The sequence below is a fragment of the Rhodopseudomonas pseudopalustris genome (genome assembly GCF_900110435.1).
Classification (GTDB): domain Bacteria; phylum Pseudomonadota; class Alphaproteobacteria; order Rhizobiales; family Xanthobacteraceae; genus Rhodopseudomonas; species Rhodopseudomonas pseudopalustris.
In genome coordinates, this window is sequence record NZ_FODT01000004.1 from 316,711 (window position 1) to 336,672 (window position 19,962).

At 64.5% G+C, this 19,962-nt stretch carries 15 protein-coding genes; 2 read left to right on the top strand and 13 right to left on the bottom strand.

Features of this window, described 5'->3' with window-relative positions; genetic code table 11:
* Window positions 1–3 precede the first annotated feature (3 nt).
* Window positions 4–294 (bottom strand): hypothetical protein, encoded by a 291-nt coding sequence (locus BMY71_RS10350; RefSeq protein ID WP_092683519.1) that lies wholly within the window; start codon window positions 292–294, stop codon window positions 4–6.
* Between the two features lie 132 nt (window positions 295–426).
* A complete protein-coding gene (locus tag BMY71_RS10355; RefSeq protein ID WP_092683521.1) occupies window positions 427–1,440 on the bottom strand; it encodes a helix-turn-helix domain-containing protein in 1,014 nt (337 codons plus the stop codon).
* A gap of 414 nt (window positions 1,441–1,854) precedes the next feature.
* Between BMY71_RS10355 and BMY71_RS10360 the strand changes: the two genes are divergently transcribed.
* On the top strand, window positions 1,855–5,325 hold the full coding sequence (locus BMY71_RS10360) for an autotransporter domain-containing protein (protein ID WP_092683523.1): 3,471 nt from the start codon (window positions 1,855–1,857) through the stop codon (window positions 5,323–5,325).
* Between the two features lie 160 nt (window positions 5,326–5,485).
* Here BMY71_RS10360 and BMY71_RS10365 read toward each other — a convergent pair whose 3' ends face one another.
* The 11 genes from BMY71_RS10365 to BMY71_RS10415 all read right to left on the bottom strand — a co-directional run bounded on the left by BMY71_RS10365 (window position 5,486) and on the right by BMY71_RS10415 (window position 19,295).
* Window positions 5,486–7,801 carry an ATP-binding protein gene (locus BMY71_RS10365; protein ID WP_092683525.1) on the bottom strand — a complete coding sequence of 772 codons (2,316 nt, stop codon included), beginning with the start codon at window positions 7,799–7,801 and terminating at the stop codon, window positions 5,486–5,488.
* A gap of 203 nt (window positions 7,802–8,004) precedes the next feature.
* Complete coding sequence (locus tag BMY71_RS10370) at window positions 8,005–9,384, bottom strand: cation diffusion facilitator family transporter (RefSeq protein ID WP_011502438.1); 1,380 nt, start codon at window positions 9,382–9,384, stop codon at window positions 8,005–8,007.
* 132 nt (window positions 9,385–9,516) lie between these two features.
* Window positions 9,517–10,485, bottom strand: a complete 969-nt coding sequence (locus BMY71_RS10375) for a quinone oxidoreductase family protein (RefSeq protein ID WP_092683527.1) — start codon at window positions 10,483–10,485, stop codon at window positions 9,517–9,519.
* A gap of 27 nt (window positions 10,486–10,512) precedes the next feature.
* Complete coding sequence (locus BMY71_RS10380; protein ID WP_092683529.1) at window positions 10,513–11,508, bottom strand: NAD(P)H-dependent flavin oxidoreductase; 996 nt, start codon at window positions 11,506–11,508, stop codon at window positions 10,513–10,515.
* Between the two features lie 248 nt (window positions 11,509–11,756).
* Window positions 11,757–12,542 carry a fumarylacetoacetate hydrolase family protein gene (locus tag BMY71_RS10385; RefSeq protein WP_092683531.1) on the bottom strand — a complete coding sequence of 262 codons (786 nt, stop codon included), beginning with the start codon at window positions 12,540–12,542 and terminating at the stop codon, window positions 11,757–11,759.
* Between the two features lie 153 nt (window positions 12,543–12,695).
* A complete protein-coding gene (locus tag BMY71_RS10390) occupies window positions 12,696–13,670 on the bottom strand; it encodes a 2-dehydropantoate 2-reductase (protein ID WP_092683533.1) in 975 nt (324 codons plus the stop codon).
* Window positions 13,671–13,791: 121 nt separating this feature from the next.
* Complete coding sequence (locus tag BMY71_RS10395; protein WP_092683535.1) at window positions 13,792–15,324, bottom strand: tripartite tricarboxylate transporter permease; 1,533 nt, start codon at window positions 15,322–15,324, stop codon at window positions 13,792–13,794.
* 27 nt (window positions 15,325–15,351) lie between these two features.
* Window positions 15,352–15,849 (bottom strand): tripartite tricarboxylate transporter TctB family protein, encoded by a 498-nt coding sequence (locus BMY71_RS10400; RefSeq protein ID WP_011502444.1) that lies wholly within the window; start codon window positions 15,847–15,849, stop codon window positions 15,352–15,354.
* An 82-nt stretch (window positions 15,850–15,931) separates the two neighbouring features.
* Window positions 15,932–16,945 carry a Bug family tripartite tricarboxylate transporter substrate binding protein gene (locus BMY71_RS10405; RefSeq protein WP_175557645.1) on the bottom strand — a complete coding sequence of 338 codons (1,014 nt, stop codon included), beginning with the start codon at window positions 16,943–16,945 and terminating at the stop codon, window positions 15,932–15,934.
* Window positions 16,946–17,150: 205 nt separating this feature from the next.
* Entirely contained in the window at window positions 17,151–18,428 is a 1,278-nt protein-coding gene (frc, locus tag BMY71_RS10410) for a formyl-CoA transferase (RefSeq protein WP_011502446.1), read from the bottom strand.
* A 135-nt stretch (window positions 18,429–18,563) separates the two neighbouring features.
* The gene (locus tag BMY71_RS10415; protein ID WP_092683537.1) at window positions 18,564–19,295 is read right to left on the bottom strand and encodes a GntR family transcriptional regulator; all 732 of its coding nucleotides are present in this window, start codon (window positions 19,293–19,295) and stop codon (window positions 18,564–18,566) included.
* A gap of 490 nt (window positions 19,296–19,785) precedes the next feature.
* Here BMY71_RS10415 and pqqA point away from each other — a divergent pair, with 490 nt between their 5' ends.
* The gene (pqqA, locus tag BMY71_RS10420; RefSeq protein WP_041798311.1) at window positions 19,786–19,866 is read left to right on the top strand and encodes a pyrroloquinoline quinone precursor peptide PqqA; all 81 of its coding nucleotides are present in this window, start codon (window positions 19,786–19,788) and stop codon (window positions 19,864–19,866) included.
* Window positions 19,867–19,962: the final 96 nt, after the last annotated feature.

Consider the following 19,962-nt stretch of genomic DNA (forward strand, 5'->3'; position numbering starts at 1 on the left):
GCGCTATTTCGCGCTCGTCGCGGATGCAGGCGTGCCTGCAACCGGCTCGGCCGGAGTCTGCTCGCAATCCATCGAATACACCAACTCGCCGTCCGCGGTTTGGCCGATCGGCTGGCATGGGGCGAAGTCGCCGACCTGTGTGTTCGGCGTTCCCGCCTGCGACGCGACCAGCCGCGCGCCCGGCATGTCGGCATCGCCGCGCATCGCGAGATAGACGACGCCGAGCAGGCCGCCCAGGATCGCGGCCCGGAACGACCACGTTGCAAACTGATGGAAAAGCGCACTGAAGTTCAACGCCGATCCCTCCGCGGACGGACCATCCGCTCATACACGCCGGTGACGAAACCGCACAATACTGAATTCGGCTAGGCAGGGCGGGTTAGGGCGGGTCGCTGTTCGCTCGACATCCGTGCCGGCGATCCTGCCTCAGTCTCGCGAAGTCGAACCGACCGCCGTCCACCATTGTTGCACCACAGCCGGGCTGGTGAGTTTGATCGCAGCGGATGCGTCGAGTTGCGCTTTGCGATGCGCGCTGGCCGTCACGCCGAAGCGGGCGCGGAAGCTCCGACTGAAATGCGCTTCGCTCTTGAACCCGAGGTCGGAGGCGAGGCGGGACAGACGCCGCGTTTCGATCGGATCGCTCAGAGCCGCCTGAACGGCGAGGAGCCGGCGTTCCTGTACATGGCGCATGATGCCGCCACGGTCCGCGAACAGGCGATACAACGACGCGCGCGAGACATCGAGCTTCTGCGCCAGCCAATCCGGCGACAGTTCGGGCAAGGCGAGGTTGTCGCGTATCAGTGCTTCCGTGAGCGTCAGGATCGTCTCGTCGCTTCCGTTTTGCGTGGCCAGCGTATCGTCCGGCGCGGGAGCAAGCAGCCGTTTCAGGAAATCCGTCGTTTCGGCGATCGTGCGCGCCACGTCCGCCTCGGTCAATTGCGCGCTGCGTTCCTGCAGCGACAGCATCTGCGCTGCGAGCAGATTGTTGCGGAACGCATCGAGCCGCGGCTTGAGCCCGTCTAACCGCAGGTCACCGAGAAGTTTGCGCGGAACGATCAGGCAGACCGTGCTGGATGCGAAGGCACGGGTCGCGATCGGATGCGCCAGATCGATCAGCGCGACCTTGCCGGGCCCGATAGCTGTCTGCTGCCGGGTGACGATGCCGTTGAAGCCGCCGGTGACGTAGAGCTGTAGCAACAGGTGATCCGGCGTTGCGGCGATACGCTGATCGTCGCGCACGAAGTCCTGCGCATTGAATGCGACCTTCGCGATGATGAGATCGCCGATGATGATTCCGGAGGCCGATCCGGTGGGCGTCTTGGTGCCGGGGCGGCACGGGCGAGGTTCAAACAGCGGCGAAATCACCGCACTCCAGGTCGCAAAAGCGGTGGCCTCGTCGAGGCCGGAGGTGACGTAAAACAGGCGGGGTAGGGACACCATGACCGGCGATGAGGGGACTGTAACTTCCTTTGGATCGTCTGGGGCTATGCCGCGTCCGAACCGCTTCCAATCTAACGCATGTTCCGGCGGGACACGATGGATATGTCGGTTGCCGCGCACTGAATCACCGCGAAAGCCCGCGCGGCCGCCGGCTTGTTCGGTGCTGCTTCTGCGCGAGTGTCGGCCCGGCTCCCGGAACAGGGGCGAGGCATCGCTGCAATTGAGACGCTCGGTCAAAGGAAAACGCCGCTTGCGGGGCGTCCAGGTCGACACCGGACTGTTCCACCCATCCGCCTCCGTTCTAGAAGCGCGCTCAATGAGGTCACTGGCATTCGAACGAGCATTGATGTGCCGGGATTGACGGGGAGGATGCGCGCGGCTCGAGGCGCGCTCTGCTGAGGAAAGGCACTATCCGTGGGCGCTGGCAGGCATTTTCGCAATCTCTCGACGCTGTTTCTCTGCACGACGTTTCTCGTGAGCGCGCCGGTTTCCGCCGCGCTGTACGCCGCGGAAACCGGCGCAAAGCACAAGCCGATCGCAAAATCGTCGTTGCCTTCCGACCTGAAGTCGAGTTTGGCCGAGGCCGTTCGGCTAGGCGAACGCGAGCTGATCGCGCAGGCCTATGACAGCACCTACCGCAATCCCGGCCTGCGCAATGCCGTCGTTCACTATGCGTCCGAGCTGTCGCCCGCGGCGCTCCGCGACGTCACAACCGCGGCCGATCTCGGGGTGCTGACGTCGGGTCAGCGGATGACGTTGGCCCCGAACGCCGCACAGGTTTTGTCGACGGGGACTGCGGCCGCGTCCGGGCTCGGCGCGAGGTCCTATCAGAACGTCGCGGCGGCGGTGAACAACTCGCCGAATCTTCCAAGCCCGATGCCCAGTCTTCAGGCGCAGACCTGGAATCTCGACCTGATCGGCGCGACGGCTGCATATGACCGCGGCTTCACCGGCGCCGGCGTCAAAGTGACCGTCGCAGACACCGGCTTCGATGTCACCAATGCAGGCCTCGTCAACAGGTTGGTGACCAGTGTCGGCCGCAACTACGTCGTCAAGGACGGGACGACCTACGACCCGAACGAACTGACGCCGCTGACCGGCACCGATATTCATGGTTCGCACGTCGCCGGCATCGTCGCGGGGGAGAAATTCGACAACGTCGCCGCCCACGGCGTGGCCTATGACGCGCGCGTCATTCCTTTGCGCATTCTGACCGCGGCCGGCTATTCCGTCGTGGGAGACGGCGACTCGTCGGCAAGCGCGCTGAACTACTTCGCTGGTTTGACCGGAACGATGGTCTACAATGCCAGCTACGGCCCCAACTTCAACGACTTCACCAACCTGACCCGGTGGACGGTCGGCAACATCGCCGACGAGGGCAATGCAGCACTCAATGCGCTTCGCGCCGGCAAGCTCGTCGTCGCCGCCAACGGCAACGACCGCGGCTCAAATCCGATCGCGGCCAACAATCCCTCGGGTCTTGCGCTGCTGCCGTTTCTCAATCCTGCTCATGCCGGCCTCGGCGTCTACGACGATCAGGGGCAGCAACTCGACGGAACCGTGCTGCAACGTCAGAATGGTCAGATCATCGCCGTGATGTCGGTCGGGATTACCAAAGCGGCGGCCTGGTACTCGAACCTCTGCGGCGTCGCCGCAAGCTGGTGCGTCGCTGCGCCAGGGGGCGACGATCGCACCGGAGCGGAAGTCTATTCGACCGTCCCGCAAAACACCTATGCGTTCGAGTCGGGCACCTCGATGGCTGCGCCGACCGTGTCGGGCGCGATCGCGGTTCTGATCCAGGCCAACCCGAGCTACAATGCTCGGGACCTCGCGAATCTGCTGTTCTCGACCACGGAAGATCTGGGCGCGGCCGGCGTCGACGCCGTGTTCGGCTACGGCCTGATCCGTCTCGACCGCGCGACCGATGGTCCGACGTCGCTGGCCGCGAACTCCACGGTCGACGTGGCAGCCGGCCAGACCTCCTATTGGAGCCGGCTGCTCACCACGCAAGGCGATTTCAGCAAGGCGGGTGACGGCATTCTCACGATCTCCGGCCGCACCACTGCCGGCGGCAATGTGTTCGCGCAGCTCGGCACGCTCGCGGTGGACGGTACGCTGACGATGGCGGCGGGCAACAGGCTCACCGTCGCCCAGCCTGCAACGCTGGCCGGCTTCGGCACCGTCGTCGGCGATACCAGCATCGCGGGCACGCTCTCGCCGGGCAAGATGGCAAATGTCGGCGACCTCGTGGCGAACAATGTCGTGCCCGCGGGCACGGTGCTGAACGGCAATTCGGTGGGCACGCTGACCTTCAACGGCAACGTGACGCTGACATCGACCGCCAATACGATGATCGACATCGACGGCTCGCTGCTCGTCCCCGGCGGTCCCGGCACCTATGACAAGATCTATGTCACGGGAGCAGGCAACGTGTTCTATGCGGCCGGTACGCTCACGCCTGTCCTGCGCGGCAGCGTCGGCACCGTCAGCAACTACACGCCTGCGATCGGCGCCGAGTTCGCGTTCGTGCAGGCGCAAAATGGGGCGAGCACGGCGGGAAGTTTCTCCTCTCTGGTGCAGCCGACGTCGGGCCTGCCGGCCAATGGCCGCTTCGATCTGATCTACCAGCCGACCTCGATCACCCTGGTGGTGACGCCGGCGAGCTTCAGTGCCGTCGCCATTGCCGATCAGCTCGGCCCCAACCAACGGTCGGTCGCCCGTATTCTCGACAATGAGCGAGCAGCTTCGGGCGTGATGCCGTTGGCGTCTGAAAAGGCCTTGTACGACGCGCTCTACAAACTGAATTCGGAAGCGGCGCTCGACAAGGCTCTGACGCAGCTGGCGGGGCCGGGCCAGCCCGCGATCTCGAGCGCGCCGCTGCACGCGTTTGCAGGCTTCCTCGGCGCGATCGGAGACCGCCAGGATATGATGGCGCTCGGCGGTGAGCAGGGGCAGAACGGCACGGCGCAATCCTTTGCGTTGAACTATGCCGGTCGAACCATGATGAGCGCCGAGACGAATTCGGCCATTAACGCTTTCGCCAGCATCAATCCGGCAGAGCGCGTGCGCGACGGTTGGGCGACGTGGGGGCAGGGCTTCGGTCGCACCAGCCGGGTCGGCGACGCCGGGGATCTGGCCGGCTCAAAAGCCGTCAGCGCCGGCTTTACGCTCGGCGCCGATCGCTGGTTCTCGAACAGTCTCGTCGCCGGTGGCGCGTTCGGCTACGCGCGGACCACCGCGACCAGCACCGATATCAGCGGTAACGCGGATACTTACGCCGGCGCAGCCTATGCCAGCTGGATGCCGGGGGCGGCGGTGTTCGATTGGCGGATCGCGGCCGGTCCGAGCCAGATGTCGACCAGCCGCCAGATCTTGCTGGCGACCAACGGCCTGCAAGGCAATTCCAACGGAGTCGGCGTCGGGACCGCGCTGGAGGCGGGGTATCGTGTCGCGCTCGCGCCCGACGTGACCTTGAAGCCGTTCGCCGGCCTGAGCTGGCAGGGCTTCCGGCGCGACGGCTACAGCGAAAGCCAGCAGCCGATCGGTCTCGTCTACGCCGCGCAGACCTACGAGAAGCTGACGACGACCGCTGGCGCCGCCCTGAGTGCGCGTCTGCGCACCGCCGATGGCGCCACCTTGATGCCGGAACTCAAAGTCGGATGGGGCTACGATCTGCGCGACACGACGCTGATCAGCCAGGCCGCCCTGCTGGATGAAGGCTTTGTGGTCTCGGCGGCCCAACCCGGCCGCAACGCGGCGCTGGTCGGCGCCAAGATCTCCGGCTGGCGCGCCGAAACTTTCCGGATGTTCGCCGCCTATAATGGCGAGTACCGCAGCAATGCGATCAGCCATCAGCTGTCGGCTGGGGCGCGCTTCAACTGGTGAGGGGTGGTTTCGTCCGGAGAAGTTTCGGTTCTGACTGAATCAGGACCGAAGCTGCGGCTTCCGGTGTCGACGCCTTGTCGTCGCGCGGACCCGTCCGGCTTTCACTTAGCATCGCCGGCCACGGCTTTGCTCGTGGATCGACGCCGACAAACCGCGGAGGTCAGGCCGCCATCCGGCGCTTCTGGCAGTCGCGCGGCAGCGTGACCATCACCACCGTTCCGGCGCCGAGCGTCGAGCGCAGACGCATCGAGCCGCCATGCAGCCGGGTGAGCGACTTGGCGATCGCCAGACCCAGCCCGGAGCCGTGATAGGTCTTGGTGAGCTGGCTCTCGACCTGCTCGAACGGCTGTCCGAGCCTTCGCAGCGATTGCGGGGCGATACCGATGCCTGAATCGGCGATCATCATCACGATGGAATCTTCCAGCGTCCGGCTGCGCACCGTCACCCGCCCGCCGTCGGGGGTGAATTTCACGGCGTTCGACAACAGGTTGATCAGAATCTGCTTGATCGCGCGGCGATCAGCCACGATCGGGATGCCGTCCTCGATTTCGGCGCGAAGCTCGAGATGCTTGTTGTCGGCGCGACCGGCGACGACCTTGAGCGATTCGCCGAGCGTTCGGGCGAGATCGAGCTCCTCCATCTCGAGCCGCATGCGGCCGGCCTCGATCTTCGACATGTCGAGAATGTCGTTGATCACCTCCAGCAGATAGTGACCGCTGGTCATGATGTCGTGGCAGTATTCCTGATACTTCTCCGAGCCCAGCGTGCCGAACATGCCGCTGCCCATAATCTCCGAGAAGCCGATGATCGCGTTGAGCGGCGTGCGCAGCTCGTGGCTCATATTGGCGAGGAATTTCGACTTGGCCTGGTTGGCTTCTTCGGCCCGGGTTTTTTCCTCGGAGTATTTTCGCGCGAGATCGGCGAGTTCGATCGCTTGGCGCTCCAGCTTGACCTGCGAGATTTTCAGGTCGGCGACGGTTGCGCGAAGCCGCAAATCGTTGTCGACGAGCTTCTGCTCGTGCGCCTTGATGCGGGTGATGTTGGTGCCGACCGCGACGTAGCCGCCGTCCTTGGTGCGGCGTTCGCTGATGTGCAGCCAGCTTCCGTCGTCGAGTTGCGCCTCGAAGGTGCGCGCGCCGGGCGGCGACCCCGCGCCGACGTCGCATTGCCGGGTGCGGATTTCCGGCATCTGCCCGACCTCGATCACCGTCTCATAGGACGTGCCGGGCGCAATTGCGGAATCCGGCAGCTTGTGCAGCCGCTGGAAGTGCGAGTTGCACAGCACGAGTCGGTTGTCGGAGTCCCACAGCACGAACGCCTCGGGCAGGGTTTCGATCGCGTCCCGCAGCCGCAGATCGGCTTCGACGGTGCGTTCGGCGAGGCTCTTCTGTTCGGTGACGTCGACCGCGATGCCGATCAGATGCTTGTTTTCGGTGGGCGATTCCTGGCTGAGCTCGCAACGCATCCGCAGCCAGATCCAGTGACCGTTGGCGTGCCGCATCCGGAAGCTGTGGTCGATGTGATCGGCGGCGCCGGCGATCAGTTCGTCGCCGATCGTGAACAGGTCGATGTCGTCGCTGTTCACCAGTGCGTTGACCTCGCCGAAGGTCAGGAGGTCGTTGCGGCTCTCCAGGCCGAGCAGGGTGAACATCGACTGCGACCAGAAGATCCGGCCGCGCGACAGGTCCCAATCCCACAGGCCGCAGCGGCCGCGATTGAGCGCGGTGTCGATCCGGCTGCGCACCGCGTCGTTGATCAGATCGCCTTCGCGCGCGCGGGTCGACTGCCAGTGGAAGGCAAAGCCGAGGATCAGCACGACGAAGCCGGTGGTGGCCGACAGGGTGATCTGCAGCGCCGCATCGGAGCGCAGGATCGAGCCGGTATCTTCCTGGATGATGATGACCTGGCCCGGCAACGACTTGATGGTGTGCAGCGTCGCCAGCGCCGAGGCACCGCTCGGCAAGGTGATCTCGCTGAGGACGCCTTGCTGTGAGGACTTCGTCAGCGTCGGCGTGGCGCTGATGATGTCGAGGAATCTGTTGGCGGCGCTGGCGCCTTCATCGCCCGGCACCCGCGCCAGCACGCGTTGATCGGCGCCGGTGACGATGACATGCCGTCCCGCGGCGATGCCCCACGATGGAACGAGGCCGGGTAGCAGGCTCTGCAGGCGTTCGATCGACGCCGCGCGGTCGAGCCGCACCACACCGATATGTTCGAGCCGTTCCGCGAGCAGGTCGGCGAGGGCGGAGAGGTCGCGATTGAGCGCGGCGCGCTTCTGCCGGCTCTGGTCGATGACCTGAACCGCGGCGCCGAAGCAGATGGTCACGAGGAAAGCGATGATCAGGATCGGGACGGCGCGGCGGAGCACCGGCTCGGCCGTCAGCAGCCGATGGTAGGCCGGTTTAGCGATCGATTGCGCCAATCCCTTGATTGAATCGGATTGAACGCAAGCGTTCGCCGCCTGCACGCGCGCCATACCGTGGCCCTCACCAAAATGTCTGTCAGTGTCCGTTCGAACGATTTTTGCCGTTCGAATCATGGCCTGATTTGAATCCACTTTTGTCGGGCTGTCGAGAGTCAACGATTCGGCAGATCGGAAAATTTCTTATCCAAAGATGAATCGCGCGCTCATTTGTGCGTGAGTCGAGTCCGAAACGGGAACGACGACTCGTACTTGTCTCAGTCGGCGTTCGGCGGCTCGGCGTGACTGATCACGCGCTTCACGGTGGGGAAGGCGCGGCGCAACCTGCGCTCGATCTCGTCGACGTGTTCGTGCACTGCGATGACGCTGAGCGAGGGTTCGGCGTAACAATGGAAATTGACGATCTCGCCGGCCTCGGTGTCGCGGACCCGGACGTTGTGGATGTGATGGATGACGCCGTCGCTGGCGAGTTTGATCAGTGCGCCGCTGATCTCCTCGACGCGCGCGGGCGACGCGTCGGCGCCGTGCGGCATCTCCGGCTCGAGCGGCTCGATATGGGTGTCGACTTCGACGTCGGTGCCGAAATCGTCGCGAATGTGCCTCTCGAGTTCATGCGCGATGTCATGGGCCTCGATCAGCGGCATGTTGCCGTCGACCTCGAGATCGATGCTGACGGTGATCTTGCAGCCGAGGTCGTGCACGGTGACGTGGTGGACGGCGAGGCCGGAATTGCGCGCGATCACCATGATGCGCTCGCGCACGGTCTCGTTGTCGCGCGCCACTGGAATCGCGGTGAAGGTGAGGTCGGCGTCCTCGAAGGCGAGTTTCAGCGCGTCGTCGGTGCGACGCTTGATCTCGTCGATGCGATCGATCGGGTAGGTGCGGGGGACCTCGACCAGCGCGTCGATGAAATGCGTCGGGCCGACCATCCGCGCCCGCAGCCGCTCGATGCCGACGACACCCGGCACCGCGCCGATCACCTCGCGCGCCTTCTCCGAGACGCCCTCCGGAGCGCGGTCGAGCAAGGTCTGGATCGTCGAGCGGCCGAGCCGCAGTCCGAGGATCGAGATCATCACCGCGACGCCGATCGCGGCCCCGGCGTCGCCCCAGGCGAAGCCCATCGCCGACAGCGACAATCCGCCGATCACCGCGAACGATCCGAGCACATCGGAGGCGAAATGCAGCGCGTCGGCGGCGAGCGCCTGGCTCTTGGTCGCGACCGCGGTCCGGTGCAGCGCCCAGGCGCGCCACAGATTGACGACGATGTCGACGCCGAGCACGGCGAACGCCAGCAGCGAGAACGCCGGCGGCGGAGCGCCCTCGCGCAGCCGGGTGACCGCCTCGACCAGGATGCCGCCCGCCAGCACATACAACAGCGCGATGACGCCGAGCGCCGACAGGCTTTCGATCTTGCCGTGGCCATAGTGATGCACATCGTCGGCCGGGCGATCGGAGACGCGTACCACGAACCAGGTGATGATGGTCGCAATCAGATCGATCGAGCTGTGCAGCGCTTCGGAAATCAGCGCCAGCGATCCGATCGCGATGCCGATGGCGAATTTCGCCGCGGCCATGCTGGCGCTCGCCAGGACGGAGACCGCGGCCACACGCGATTTGGTGCTGGCGTAATTACTCATAGGCTGCGGTGTAGCAGCCCGATCCCGAACATAAAAGCCGAGGAATGCGGAACCTCGTTGTGATTTCGCGTCCGCTGCAATTGCAATTTGTTCTTAGCTAAATCGGTTGCGTTGCGTGCTCGCAGGAGACGATCAGAGCGTTACGACGATCTTTCCGAAATGACGGTTCGCCTCCATGTGTGCGAAGGCCTTGTCGATCTCGGCGAACGCGAAGACGCGGTCCACCGGCAACTTCAGCTTGCGTGTTTCGACGGCCGGCCAGATATCGCCGCGCACCTGGCGGAAGATTTCGCGAATCTCTTCAATGCTGCGGGTGCGGAAGGTGACGCCGACATAGTCGATCCGCCGCGCCGCATGCAGATCGAAATTGAAATCGGCGTGGGCGCCGCCGAGCCGGCCGACATTGACGATGCGGCCGAGCACGCGGGTCGCGGCGAGGTTCTGGTTGGCGACGCTGCCGGAAATCTGGTCGATGATCAGATCGACCCCGGCGCCGCCGGTGGCGGCGAGCACCTGATCGACCCAGCCGCTTCCCGACGAATCGATCGCGAGGTCCGCGCCGAACTCGCGCAGCCGGTCGCGGCGGCTGTTGTCGGTCGACGAGCCGATCACCAGCTTGGCACCCTTCAGCCGGGCGATCTGCAGCGCCATCAGCCCGACGCCTGAGCTCGCGCCCTGGATCAGCACGGACTGGCCGGCGCGCAGCTTGCCGACCGCGATCAGCGCGTTGTGCATGGTGGTGAGCGCGACGGGCAGGGCGGCGGCATCCTCGAAGCTCACGCCATCCGGTATCGGGAACAGCCGGCCGTGATCGGCCAGCGTGTACTCGCCGAACGCCGCGGCGCCCGAGCCCATCACGCGGTCGCCGACCTCGCAGCCATAGGCCTCGTCACCGACCGCTTCGATCTCGCCGGCCCATTCCATGCCGAGCACGGCGCCGCCGCCACCGGCCGCGCCGTGGGCATGACCCTTGGTCATGCCCAGGTCGGCGCGATTGAGGCCGCAGGCGCGGACGCGGATCAGGACCTGCGGTCCCCGTGGGGCCGGTTTGTCGATGTCGGTGATGGCGGCGCCGCCGGCGCCATAGACATAGGCCTTCATTTCAGCTCGCTCGGTGTCTCATGGTCGTCATTCGGCGGCTTCGCGCTGGCCGCCCGACAGCATCGCTTCGAGCCGCGCACGGATGATCGCCTCGGCGTCGCGCATGATCCGCGACACCAACTCGGCGCAGCTCGGAATGTCATGAATCAGGCCCTGCACCTGACCGGCCGACCACACGCCTTCATCGGTGTCGCCGGTGGCGTAGACCATCTTGCCGCGGGCGCCGGCGACGAGTTCGCGGACCTGCTCGAAGGTCGCGCCCTGCTTCTCCAGCTCGATCACCTGCTGGCTGATCGCGTTCTTCGCGACGCGCGAGGTGTTGCGCATGGTGCGGAAGATCAGGTCGGTCGAGCGCTCGTCATTGGCGACGATCTTTTCCTTCACCGCCTGATGGATCGGGCTCTCTTTGGTGCACATGAATCGCGTGCCCATGTTGATGCCGTCGGCGCCGAGCGCCAGCGCCGCGACCAAGCCGCGCCCATCGGCGAAGCCGCCCGAGGCGATCATCGGGACCTTGATCTTGTCGGCGGCGGCGGGAATCAGGATCAGGCCGGGCGTGTCGTCCTCGCCGGGGTGGCCGGCGCATTCGAAACCGTCGATCGAAATGCCGTCGACGCCCATCCGCTCCGCCGACAGCGCGTGGCGGACGCTGGTGCATTTGTGCAGAACCTTGACGCCGTGCTTTCTAAATTCCTCGACGTGCTCCTGCGGCTTGTTGCCGGCGGTCTCGACGATCCTGACGCCGCTCTCGATGATCGCCTGACGATACTCCGCATAAGGCGGCGGCTTGATCGCCGGCAGGATCGTGAGGTTGACGCCGAACGGCTTGTCGGTGAGGTCACGGCAGCGCGCGATCTCCTTGGTGAGATCCTCCGGCGTCGGCTGTGTCAGCGCGGTGATCATGCCGAGCGCGCCGGCATTGGCGACAGCGGCCACGAGTTCGGCGCGGCCGACCCACTGCATCCCGCCCTGGACGATCGGATGCTGGATGCCGAATGTTTCGGTAAAACGCGTCTTGATCATGGCTCTATCCCTCGGACATTCGCGGCGCCTCGCGCGCCTGTTGCTGTTGTGACGCCGGCAGGATGCCGAACCGGCGACGAAATGTCTAATGGGGAGGGAGACTGCGTGCCTGGTCATTCCGGGGCGCTCGCGCAGCGAGCGAACCCGGAATCTCGAAGGGAAAAGACAACGAGTGCGCAACAACCGCTAGATTCCGGGTTCGCGAACTGCGTTCGCGCCCCGGAATGACGGAGGACAGGCGAGGCGTGTTACGCTTTCACTGTCTGACGGAATTCATTGTGCAACTCGCCGATACCTTCGATCGCGATGGTGACGCTGTTGACCGGCTCCTTCATCACGCCGACGCCGACCGAGGTGCCGCAGCAGATCAGGTCGCCGGGCTCGAGCGTCATGTCGCGCGAGATCAGGCTGACCAGCCTCGCGGGGCTGAAGATCATGTCCGCAACCGGATAGTTCTGCCGCTCGGCGCCGTTCAGAATGGTGCGGATCGACAGCGTTGCGGGATCGAGGCCGGTGACGATCGCCGGCCCGAACGGGCCGAAGCCGTCGAAGCTCTTGGCGCGCGACCATTGCGGGAAGCTCGGGTCGCGATTGAGGATGTCGGCCGCGGTGATGTCGTTGACGCAGGTGTAGCCGAAAATGTGCGAAGCCGTGTCGGCCTCGGAGACGCCCCGGCACTCTTTGCCGATCACGACGCCGAGCTCGCCCTCATACACCACCTTGCCGTCATACGAGGCCGGACGATCGACGACGGCGCCATGCGCGGCGACGCTGGTGGTCGCCTTCAGGAAGTACAACGGCTCCGGCGGGACCGATTGATTGAGCTTGGCGGCCAGTGCGTGAAAATTGTTCCACAACCCGATGATCTTCGCCGGCGCGCAGGGCGCAAGCAGCTCGACATCGCCGAGTTGCAATGTCTGTCCGGTCGGCTTGTTGGCACCGAACATCTCGCCGTCATGCACGGCGATGTCGGATTGTGCGATGGTGCCGAAGCCAATCGCGCCGTTGGCGCGGAAGCGAACCCATTTGGTCATGGCGGGTGTTCTCCTCAACAATGCGGGTCATTCCGGGGCGCGCGTGAAACGCGCGAACCCGGACTCTCGATGGGATCGGCGTACGAGCAACCTCGAGATTCCGGGTTCACTCGCTTGCGCGAGCGCCCCGGAATGACGTTGCTACGGCGCCAGTTAGTACAGCCCCGCCACCTTGGCGCGCTGGATCACCAGGCCGAGCACGGCGTCGATCGCCGGGGTCGGGATATTAGTCATGCGGCCCATCTCCTGCACCACGGTGACCAGCGGATCGATCTCCATCGGGCGGCCGCGCTCGAGGTCCTGCAGCATCGAGGTCTTGTGCGCGCCGACTTTTCGCGCGCCCTCGATCCGCCGCTCGACGTCGACGCGGAACTTGACGCCGAAGGTTTCGGCGATCGCCTGCGCTTCCAGCATCATCGCCTTCGACAGCGCACGCGTCGCGGGATCGGACGCGATCACGTCGAGCGTCGCGTGGGTGAGGGCGCTGATCGGGTTGAAGCAGACATTGCCCCACAGCTTCAGCCAGATCTCGTCGCGGATCCGGTCGAGGATCGGCGCCTTCAGGCCGGCGGCCTCCAGCAGCTTGGACAGATTCTGCACGTCGGCGGTGGTCTCGCCGGAGGCTTCGCCGACCGGGAATTTGTCGCCATAGACGTGGCGGATCACGCCGGGGGCTTCGAGCTCGGTGGCGGGATAGACGATGCAGCCGATGCCGCGCTCGGGGCCGAGTTCCTTCCACTGCCGGCCGCCGGGATCGATGCTCTCCAGCGTCGAACCCTCGAACTGATTGCCGTGCTTGTAGAAGTACCAATACGGCACGCCGTTGACGGCGGTGACGATGCGGGTGTGTGAGCCGAGCAGCGGCTTCATCGCGTCGATCGCGCCGGTGATCGAATGCGCCTTGAGGCAGATGATAATGAAGTCCTGCACGCCGAGTTCGGACGGGGTGTCGGTGGCGCGGACTTTCACCACGCGCTCCTCGTCGCCGATCAGCAGCTTCAGGCCGTTCTCCTTCATCGCCGCAAGATGCGCGCCGCGCGCCACCAGGCTCACGTCGGCGCCGGATTGCGCGAGTTGCACGCCGAGATATCCGCCGATCGCGCCGGCGCCGTAGATACAGACTTTCATCGAACTTCCTGGGCTCAACGCCAGAACGCCTGGCGATCGTGGAGACTGCAGCCGCGAAAGAGGCGGTGCGGCGGTTATCGGTCAGATCGGCGCGTGGTTCAAGCGCGCCATCTTCATTCGGTTATTCGTAATCCGGGCCAGCCGCTCGCGGCCGTCCGGTCGCCGCGGAACGCAGCCGGACGTAGCCCTCGTTGATCAGCGACCAGAACAGCGCGATCAGCCCGAGCGCCATGATCGTGCCGACCAGCCCGTTCGAGAAGAACACGCCGAGCGCGCCCTGCGAGGCGAGCAGTGATTGCCGGAACGCTTCCTCCGCCTTGTCGCCGAGTACGATCGCGAGCACCAGCGGCGCAAGTGGATAGTTGCATTTCTTCAGCAGGTAGCCGATCACCCCGAATACCAGCATCAGCATCACGTCGAAGGTGGAGTTGTGCACCGAATAGGCGCCGATCGCGCAGAGCACCAGGATCAGCGGCGCAACGATGCTGAATGGAATCCGCAGGATCGCGGCGAACACCGGCACGCAGGTGAGCACGATCAGCAGGCCGACGACGTTGCCGAGATACATCGAGGCGATCAGGCCCCAGACGAACTCCTTCTGCTCGACGAACAGCATCGGCCCCGGCTGCAGGCCCCAGATCAGGAGGCCGCCGAGCAGCACCGCGGCGGTCGGCGAACCGGGCACGCCGAGCGACAGCATCGGCAGCAGAGCGGCGGTGCCTGCGGCGTGCGCCGCGGTCTCCGGCGCAATCACGCCTTCGATCTCGCCGCGGCCGAAATTCTGGCCGTTCTTCGACATCCGCTTGGCGATGCCGTAGCTCATGAATGACGCCGGCGTGGCGCCGGCGGGCGTGATCCCCATCCAGCAGCCGATCACGCTGGAGCGCAGCGACGTCATCCAGTAGCGCGGCAGCTCCTTCCAGGTCTGCAGCACGACGCGCAGATTGATCTTGGCCTTGCTGCCGCGGAAGCTGAGCCCGTCTTCCATCGTCAGCAGGATTTCGCCGATGCCGAACAGGCCGATCACCGCGATCAGGAAGTCGAAGCCGTTCAGCATCTCGGTGAAGCCGAAGGTCAGCCGGAGCTGCCCGGTCATCGAATCGAGCCCGACGGCGGCGAGCGCGAAGCCGAGCATCATCGCCGCGACGGTCTTGAAGGGTGGTTCTTTCGATAGTCCGACGAAACTGCAGAAGGCGAGGAAGTACACCGCAAATTTTTCCGGCGGGCCGAACTCGAGCGCGAAGCGCGCGACCAGCGGGGCCACCAGCGTGATCATGACGATCGCGAACAGCGCGCCGACGAAGGACGACGTAAAAGCTGCGGTCAAAGCCTCGCCGGCCTTGCCCTGCTGCGCCATCGGATAGCCGTCGAACGTGGTCGCGACCGACCAAGGCTCGCCCGGGATATTGAACAGGATGGAGGTGATCGCGCCGCCGAACAGCGCGCCCCAATAGATGCAGGACAGCATGATGATCGCCGAGGTCGGCGGCATGCTGAAGGTGAGCGGCAGCAGGATTGCGACGCCGTTGGCGCCGCCGAGGCCCGGCAGCACGCCGATGATGACGCCGAGCACGATGCCGATGACCATCACCAGGATGTTGAACGGCATCAGCGCGACGGAGAAGCCGTGAAACAGGTTGGCGAGTTCTTCCATTCGGTGAGGTCCTGAAATGCGAGAGCGCTAAAGGCCGAGCCATTCCTCGAGCGGCCCTTTGGGCAGCGGGACCAGGAACCAGCGTTCGAAAACGAGATAGGTGATCACCGGCGCGCCGATCGCGACGGCCAGCACGGTCAGCCAGCGATATTTGCCGAGCCAGCGCATGAACCAGCCGATGAACAGCGACGACGAGACGTAGAGGCCGACGAATGGCATCGCGCCGACGAACAGCGCGCTCGGGATCAGCACACTCATCACATGGCCGAGCTGGCTCCATTCGGCGAACAGATGATGGTTGCGGGAACGCAGCGCTGTAATCAGGTTGATCACGCTGGCGACCACGATGAACAGCCCGATATAGAACGGGAAGAAGCCGGCGCGCGGCCCGTCGGCGCCCCAGCCGATCCCGGCCTTGATGCTGCCGATGATCACCACGATCCCGGCGATGCCGATCAGCAACGCGACGCCGGCCTCGACCAGTTTGTGCGAGGGACCGAGGTTGCCGTCAGTCGATGCAGACATGAGAACATTCCCGACAGGAGAGGCGGCGTGGGCTGATGCTCCACGCCGGAGCCGATGTCAGTAGCTTGGTCAGTCGCCTTGATCAGTTGGCCTGGGCCAGGAAGCCGGCTTCGCGCATCAGGCTCTCGTGTCGCTTGTCCTCGGTCTCGATCCATTTGGTGAAATCGGGGCCGGTCAGGAAGGTGGTGTTGAACGCACCGCTCTTCATGAAGTCTTTCCATTCCGAGGTTTCGCGCACCTTGTTGAACAGGTCGACATAATAAGCGACCTGGTCAGGCGTCGCCTTCGGCCCCATGAAGATGCCGCGCAACATCAGATACTCGATGTCGAGCCCCTGCGATTTGCAGGTCGGAATGTCCTTCCAGGCCTGGCCGTCCGCGATCGGTTCGCTGTAGTCCATCGGCTTGGCGTCGAATACGCAGAGCGGACGCAGCTTGCCGCCGCGCCATTGCGCCACGGCCTCGATCGGGTTGTTGACGGTGGCGTCGATGTGATTGCCGACTAACTGAACTGCGACTTCGCCGCCGCCCTTGTACGGGATGTAGGTGAGCTTCGACGCGGTCGCCTTCTCCAGCGCCACGGTGATGATCTGGTCTTCCTGCTTGGAGCCGGTGCCGCCGAATTTGATGCTGCCGGCGGGGGCCTTCTTCACGGCGTCGATGAAGTCCTGCGCGGTCTTGTAGGGCTTATCGGCGTTGACCCAGAGCACGAACTCGTCGAGCGCGAGCATCGCGACCGGGGTGAGGTCTTTCCAGCCGAACGGGATGCCGGTTGCGAGCGGCGTCGTGAACAGGTTGGACAGCGTGATGATGATCTTGTGCGGATTGTTCGCCGCCATCTTGACGTCGAGGAAGCCTTCACCGCCGGCGCCGCCCGATTTGTTGACCACGACCAGCGGCTGCTTCATCAGATTGTATTTGGTGACAATGCCCTGCAGCGTGCGCGCCATCTGGTCGGCGCCGCCGCCGGTGCCGGCGGGAACAATAAATTCGACCGGTCGCGTCGGCTGCCAGTCGGCATTCGCCGGTGCGATCCAGCTCGCGGCGCAGATGGCGGCGATCACGCCGGACGCAATTCGAGTCGCTCCACCCTTCATATTTCTCTCCCCTGAACTCGAAATATGAGGAGCCGATCTTCGCCGGCTTTTCCTCGGATACGCATCGCTTTGGTTCGAATGTTTCCATCAACCAGCGAAGCTTGCAAACAAAAACGCAGAAATCTCAACCGGTGCGCCGTGAAAATTCGGGCAAGCGCTGTTTTGTCGCGAGGCGAGGCTGCCAGCCTCGCCTGACGCGTGGTGATTACTCCGCGGCCTGCTTGCGCGGCGGTGCAAGTGCTCCGGAATCGTGGATTTCGGCGATCTGATGATCGTTGAATCCAAGCACCTCACGCAGCACTTCGTCAGTGTGCTCGCCGAGCAGCGGCGATCGCTTGACCTCGGTCGGTGAGTCCGACAGCTTGATCGGGTTGCCGACGGAGAGGTATTTGCCACGGGTCGGATGATCGACCTCGACCACTGTGCCGGTGGCGCGCAACGACGGATCCTCGGCGAGTTCCTTCATCGACAGGATCGGCCCGCAGGGGATGTCGTCGCTGTTGAGGATGTCCATCGCCTCGAATTTGGTCTTGGTCATCGTCCATTGTTCGATCCGGGCGAAGATGTCGTTGAGGTGCTTCAGCCGCGCCGGCGGCGTCGCGTAGTCCGGGTGAGTCTTCCAGCCGGTCTCGCCGATCACGTCGCAGATCTTCTCCCACACCGGCGCCTGGGTGATGAAGTAGATGTAGGCGTTGGGATCGGTCTCCCAGCCCTTGCACTTCAGGATGCGGCCGGGTTGGCCGCCGCCGGAATCGTTGCCGGCGCGCGGAACCGCGTCGCCGAACGGAATGCCTTCGCCGAACTGGCTGTACTCCTTCAGAGGGCCATGGGCGAGACGCTGCTGGTCGCGCAACTTGACGCGCGACAGATTGAGGACTCCGTCCTGCATCGCGGCGGTGACGCGCTGGCCGCGACCGGTGTGCTGGCGTTGATACAAGGCCGTGACGATGCCGAGCGCGAGGTGCAGGCCGGTGCCCGAGTCGCCGATCTGCGCGCCGGTGACGAGCGGCGGACCATCGCGGAATCCGGTGGTCGAGGCGGCGCCGCCGGTGCACTGCGCGACGTTCTCGTAAACCTTGCAGTCCTCATACGGACCCGGTCCGAAACCCTTGATCGACGCGACGATCATTCGCGGGTTGATCTCCTGGATCTTGTCCCAGGTGAAGCCCATCCGGTCGAGCACGCCGGGGCCGAAATTCTCGACCAGCACGTCGCAGGAGCGGATCAGCGCGGTGAGGACCTCCTTGCCCTTCGGGTTCTTGGTGTCGAGCGTGATCGACCGCTTGTTGTGGTTGAGCATCGTGAAGTAAAGGCTGTCGACCTTCGGGATGTCCTGCAATTGCCCGCGGGTGATGTCGCCGGTGCCGGGGCGCTCGACCTTGATGACGTCGGCGCCGAACCACGCCAGCAACTGGGTGCAGGTCGGTCCGGACTGGACGTGGGTGAAGTCAAGAATGCGAACGCCGTCGAGCGCCTTGGTCATGGTCGTGCTCCGTCTGTTATCCCGATGCGCGCGCGACGCGACATCTCTCCCAATCGTGGTTCCCGATGCGATGTTGCGCGCCGGGACGTGTTTTCAGTCGCGTCGTGTGGACGCCTCAGGCGCTGGCCGGCGCCGTCAAGCAAACAATTCCTGTCCGTGCGCCTCGACATAAGCGGCGAGGCGCAAGGTGTGGTCGCGCGCCAGCTTCTCGGCGAGTTCAGTGTCGCGTTCCTCCATCGCCTCGATCATCGCAAGATGCTCGGGCAGCGAGGCCGCGATGCGTTCCTTGCGGCCGATCGTGAGCTGGCGATAACCGCGTACGTGAAGCAGGATGTCGTTGGTCATGTCGACCAGCACCTGGGACTCGCTGAGCGAGATTAGCGCCTGATGAAACACGATGTTGGCGCGGGAATACTCCTCGATGTAGTCCTGCGGCAGGTGATCGGGACCGAATGCCTTGAATACATCGCGCAGCGCGGTGATATCGCGCTTGCGCGCCATCGTGGTGATCAGCCGCGCTGCCATGCTCTCCAGCGCCGCCCAGGCGCGGATCATATCGACGATCTCCGCCTTGGTCCGACGCACCACGATGATGCCGCGGCGCGGTACCGCCTTCACGAGGCCATCCTGCTCGAGCATCGCGATCGCCTCGCGGATCGGCGTGCGGCTGACGCCGAGCTTGTCCGACAGAGCGCGCTCGTCGAGCATCACGGGCTCGGGCGTGGTGTAGATGTCCATCTTGAGGATGGCCTGCTTCAGCGCCTGGTAAGCCTTGGCCTTGTAGCTGGCCTCGGGCGCCAGCGGCGTTATCGCGAGATTCGGCTCGGCCATCAGGTCCATCGAACTGGTGCGGGCGCGAGCGACCATTGATCTTCCATGCAGATCCAGAAAGGACGACGTCTGCGGCTCAACTGGCATACCAGATGCCAGAGTGTCAAGGCGAGGCCTCTGCTTTGGCAATGAAGCACTTAGCCGCAGGCCTTTTCCTGGGATGCCAACCGTCAAAACAGGCGCTGGGAGCCGCCGGGAGGGCCGGGAACTCCTCATTGACGGTGAGCGATCGCCGCGGACCGAGGCGTCGCGAGCGGATTGCAGTTCTGCCACCGGCGGGTTCCGGCCGATGGCCGCGAAGCCGGGACCCAGGGCTTGTATCGGATTGTTGCGACCGCGAGATGAGAGTGTCGCATCGCACCAGTTTGTTGCAGTGCGCAGATTGTGTCGCGGTGCATATCTTCCGTTCACCCCGTGCCTTGTGCTGATTGCGGATCGCGTGTCGCCAGACTGCTTGAACGCGTTCGATCCGGGACCTATCTTCAAGACATTGCGACGATAGTTCTGCAATCCTCGGGAGGACATCATGGCCTGGAAGAAACCTGCGATCGTTGAAGTTTCCGTCGGCATGGAAATCAACATGTACGCCTGCGCGGTGCGCAAGTAATCGACAGCGGCGCGATTTGTGACGAGCGCAGGCAGCTGGCGCATCCACGCCGGCTGCTTTCGTTTTCACCGCGTGCTTGGTGCATCCGGCGGATTT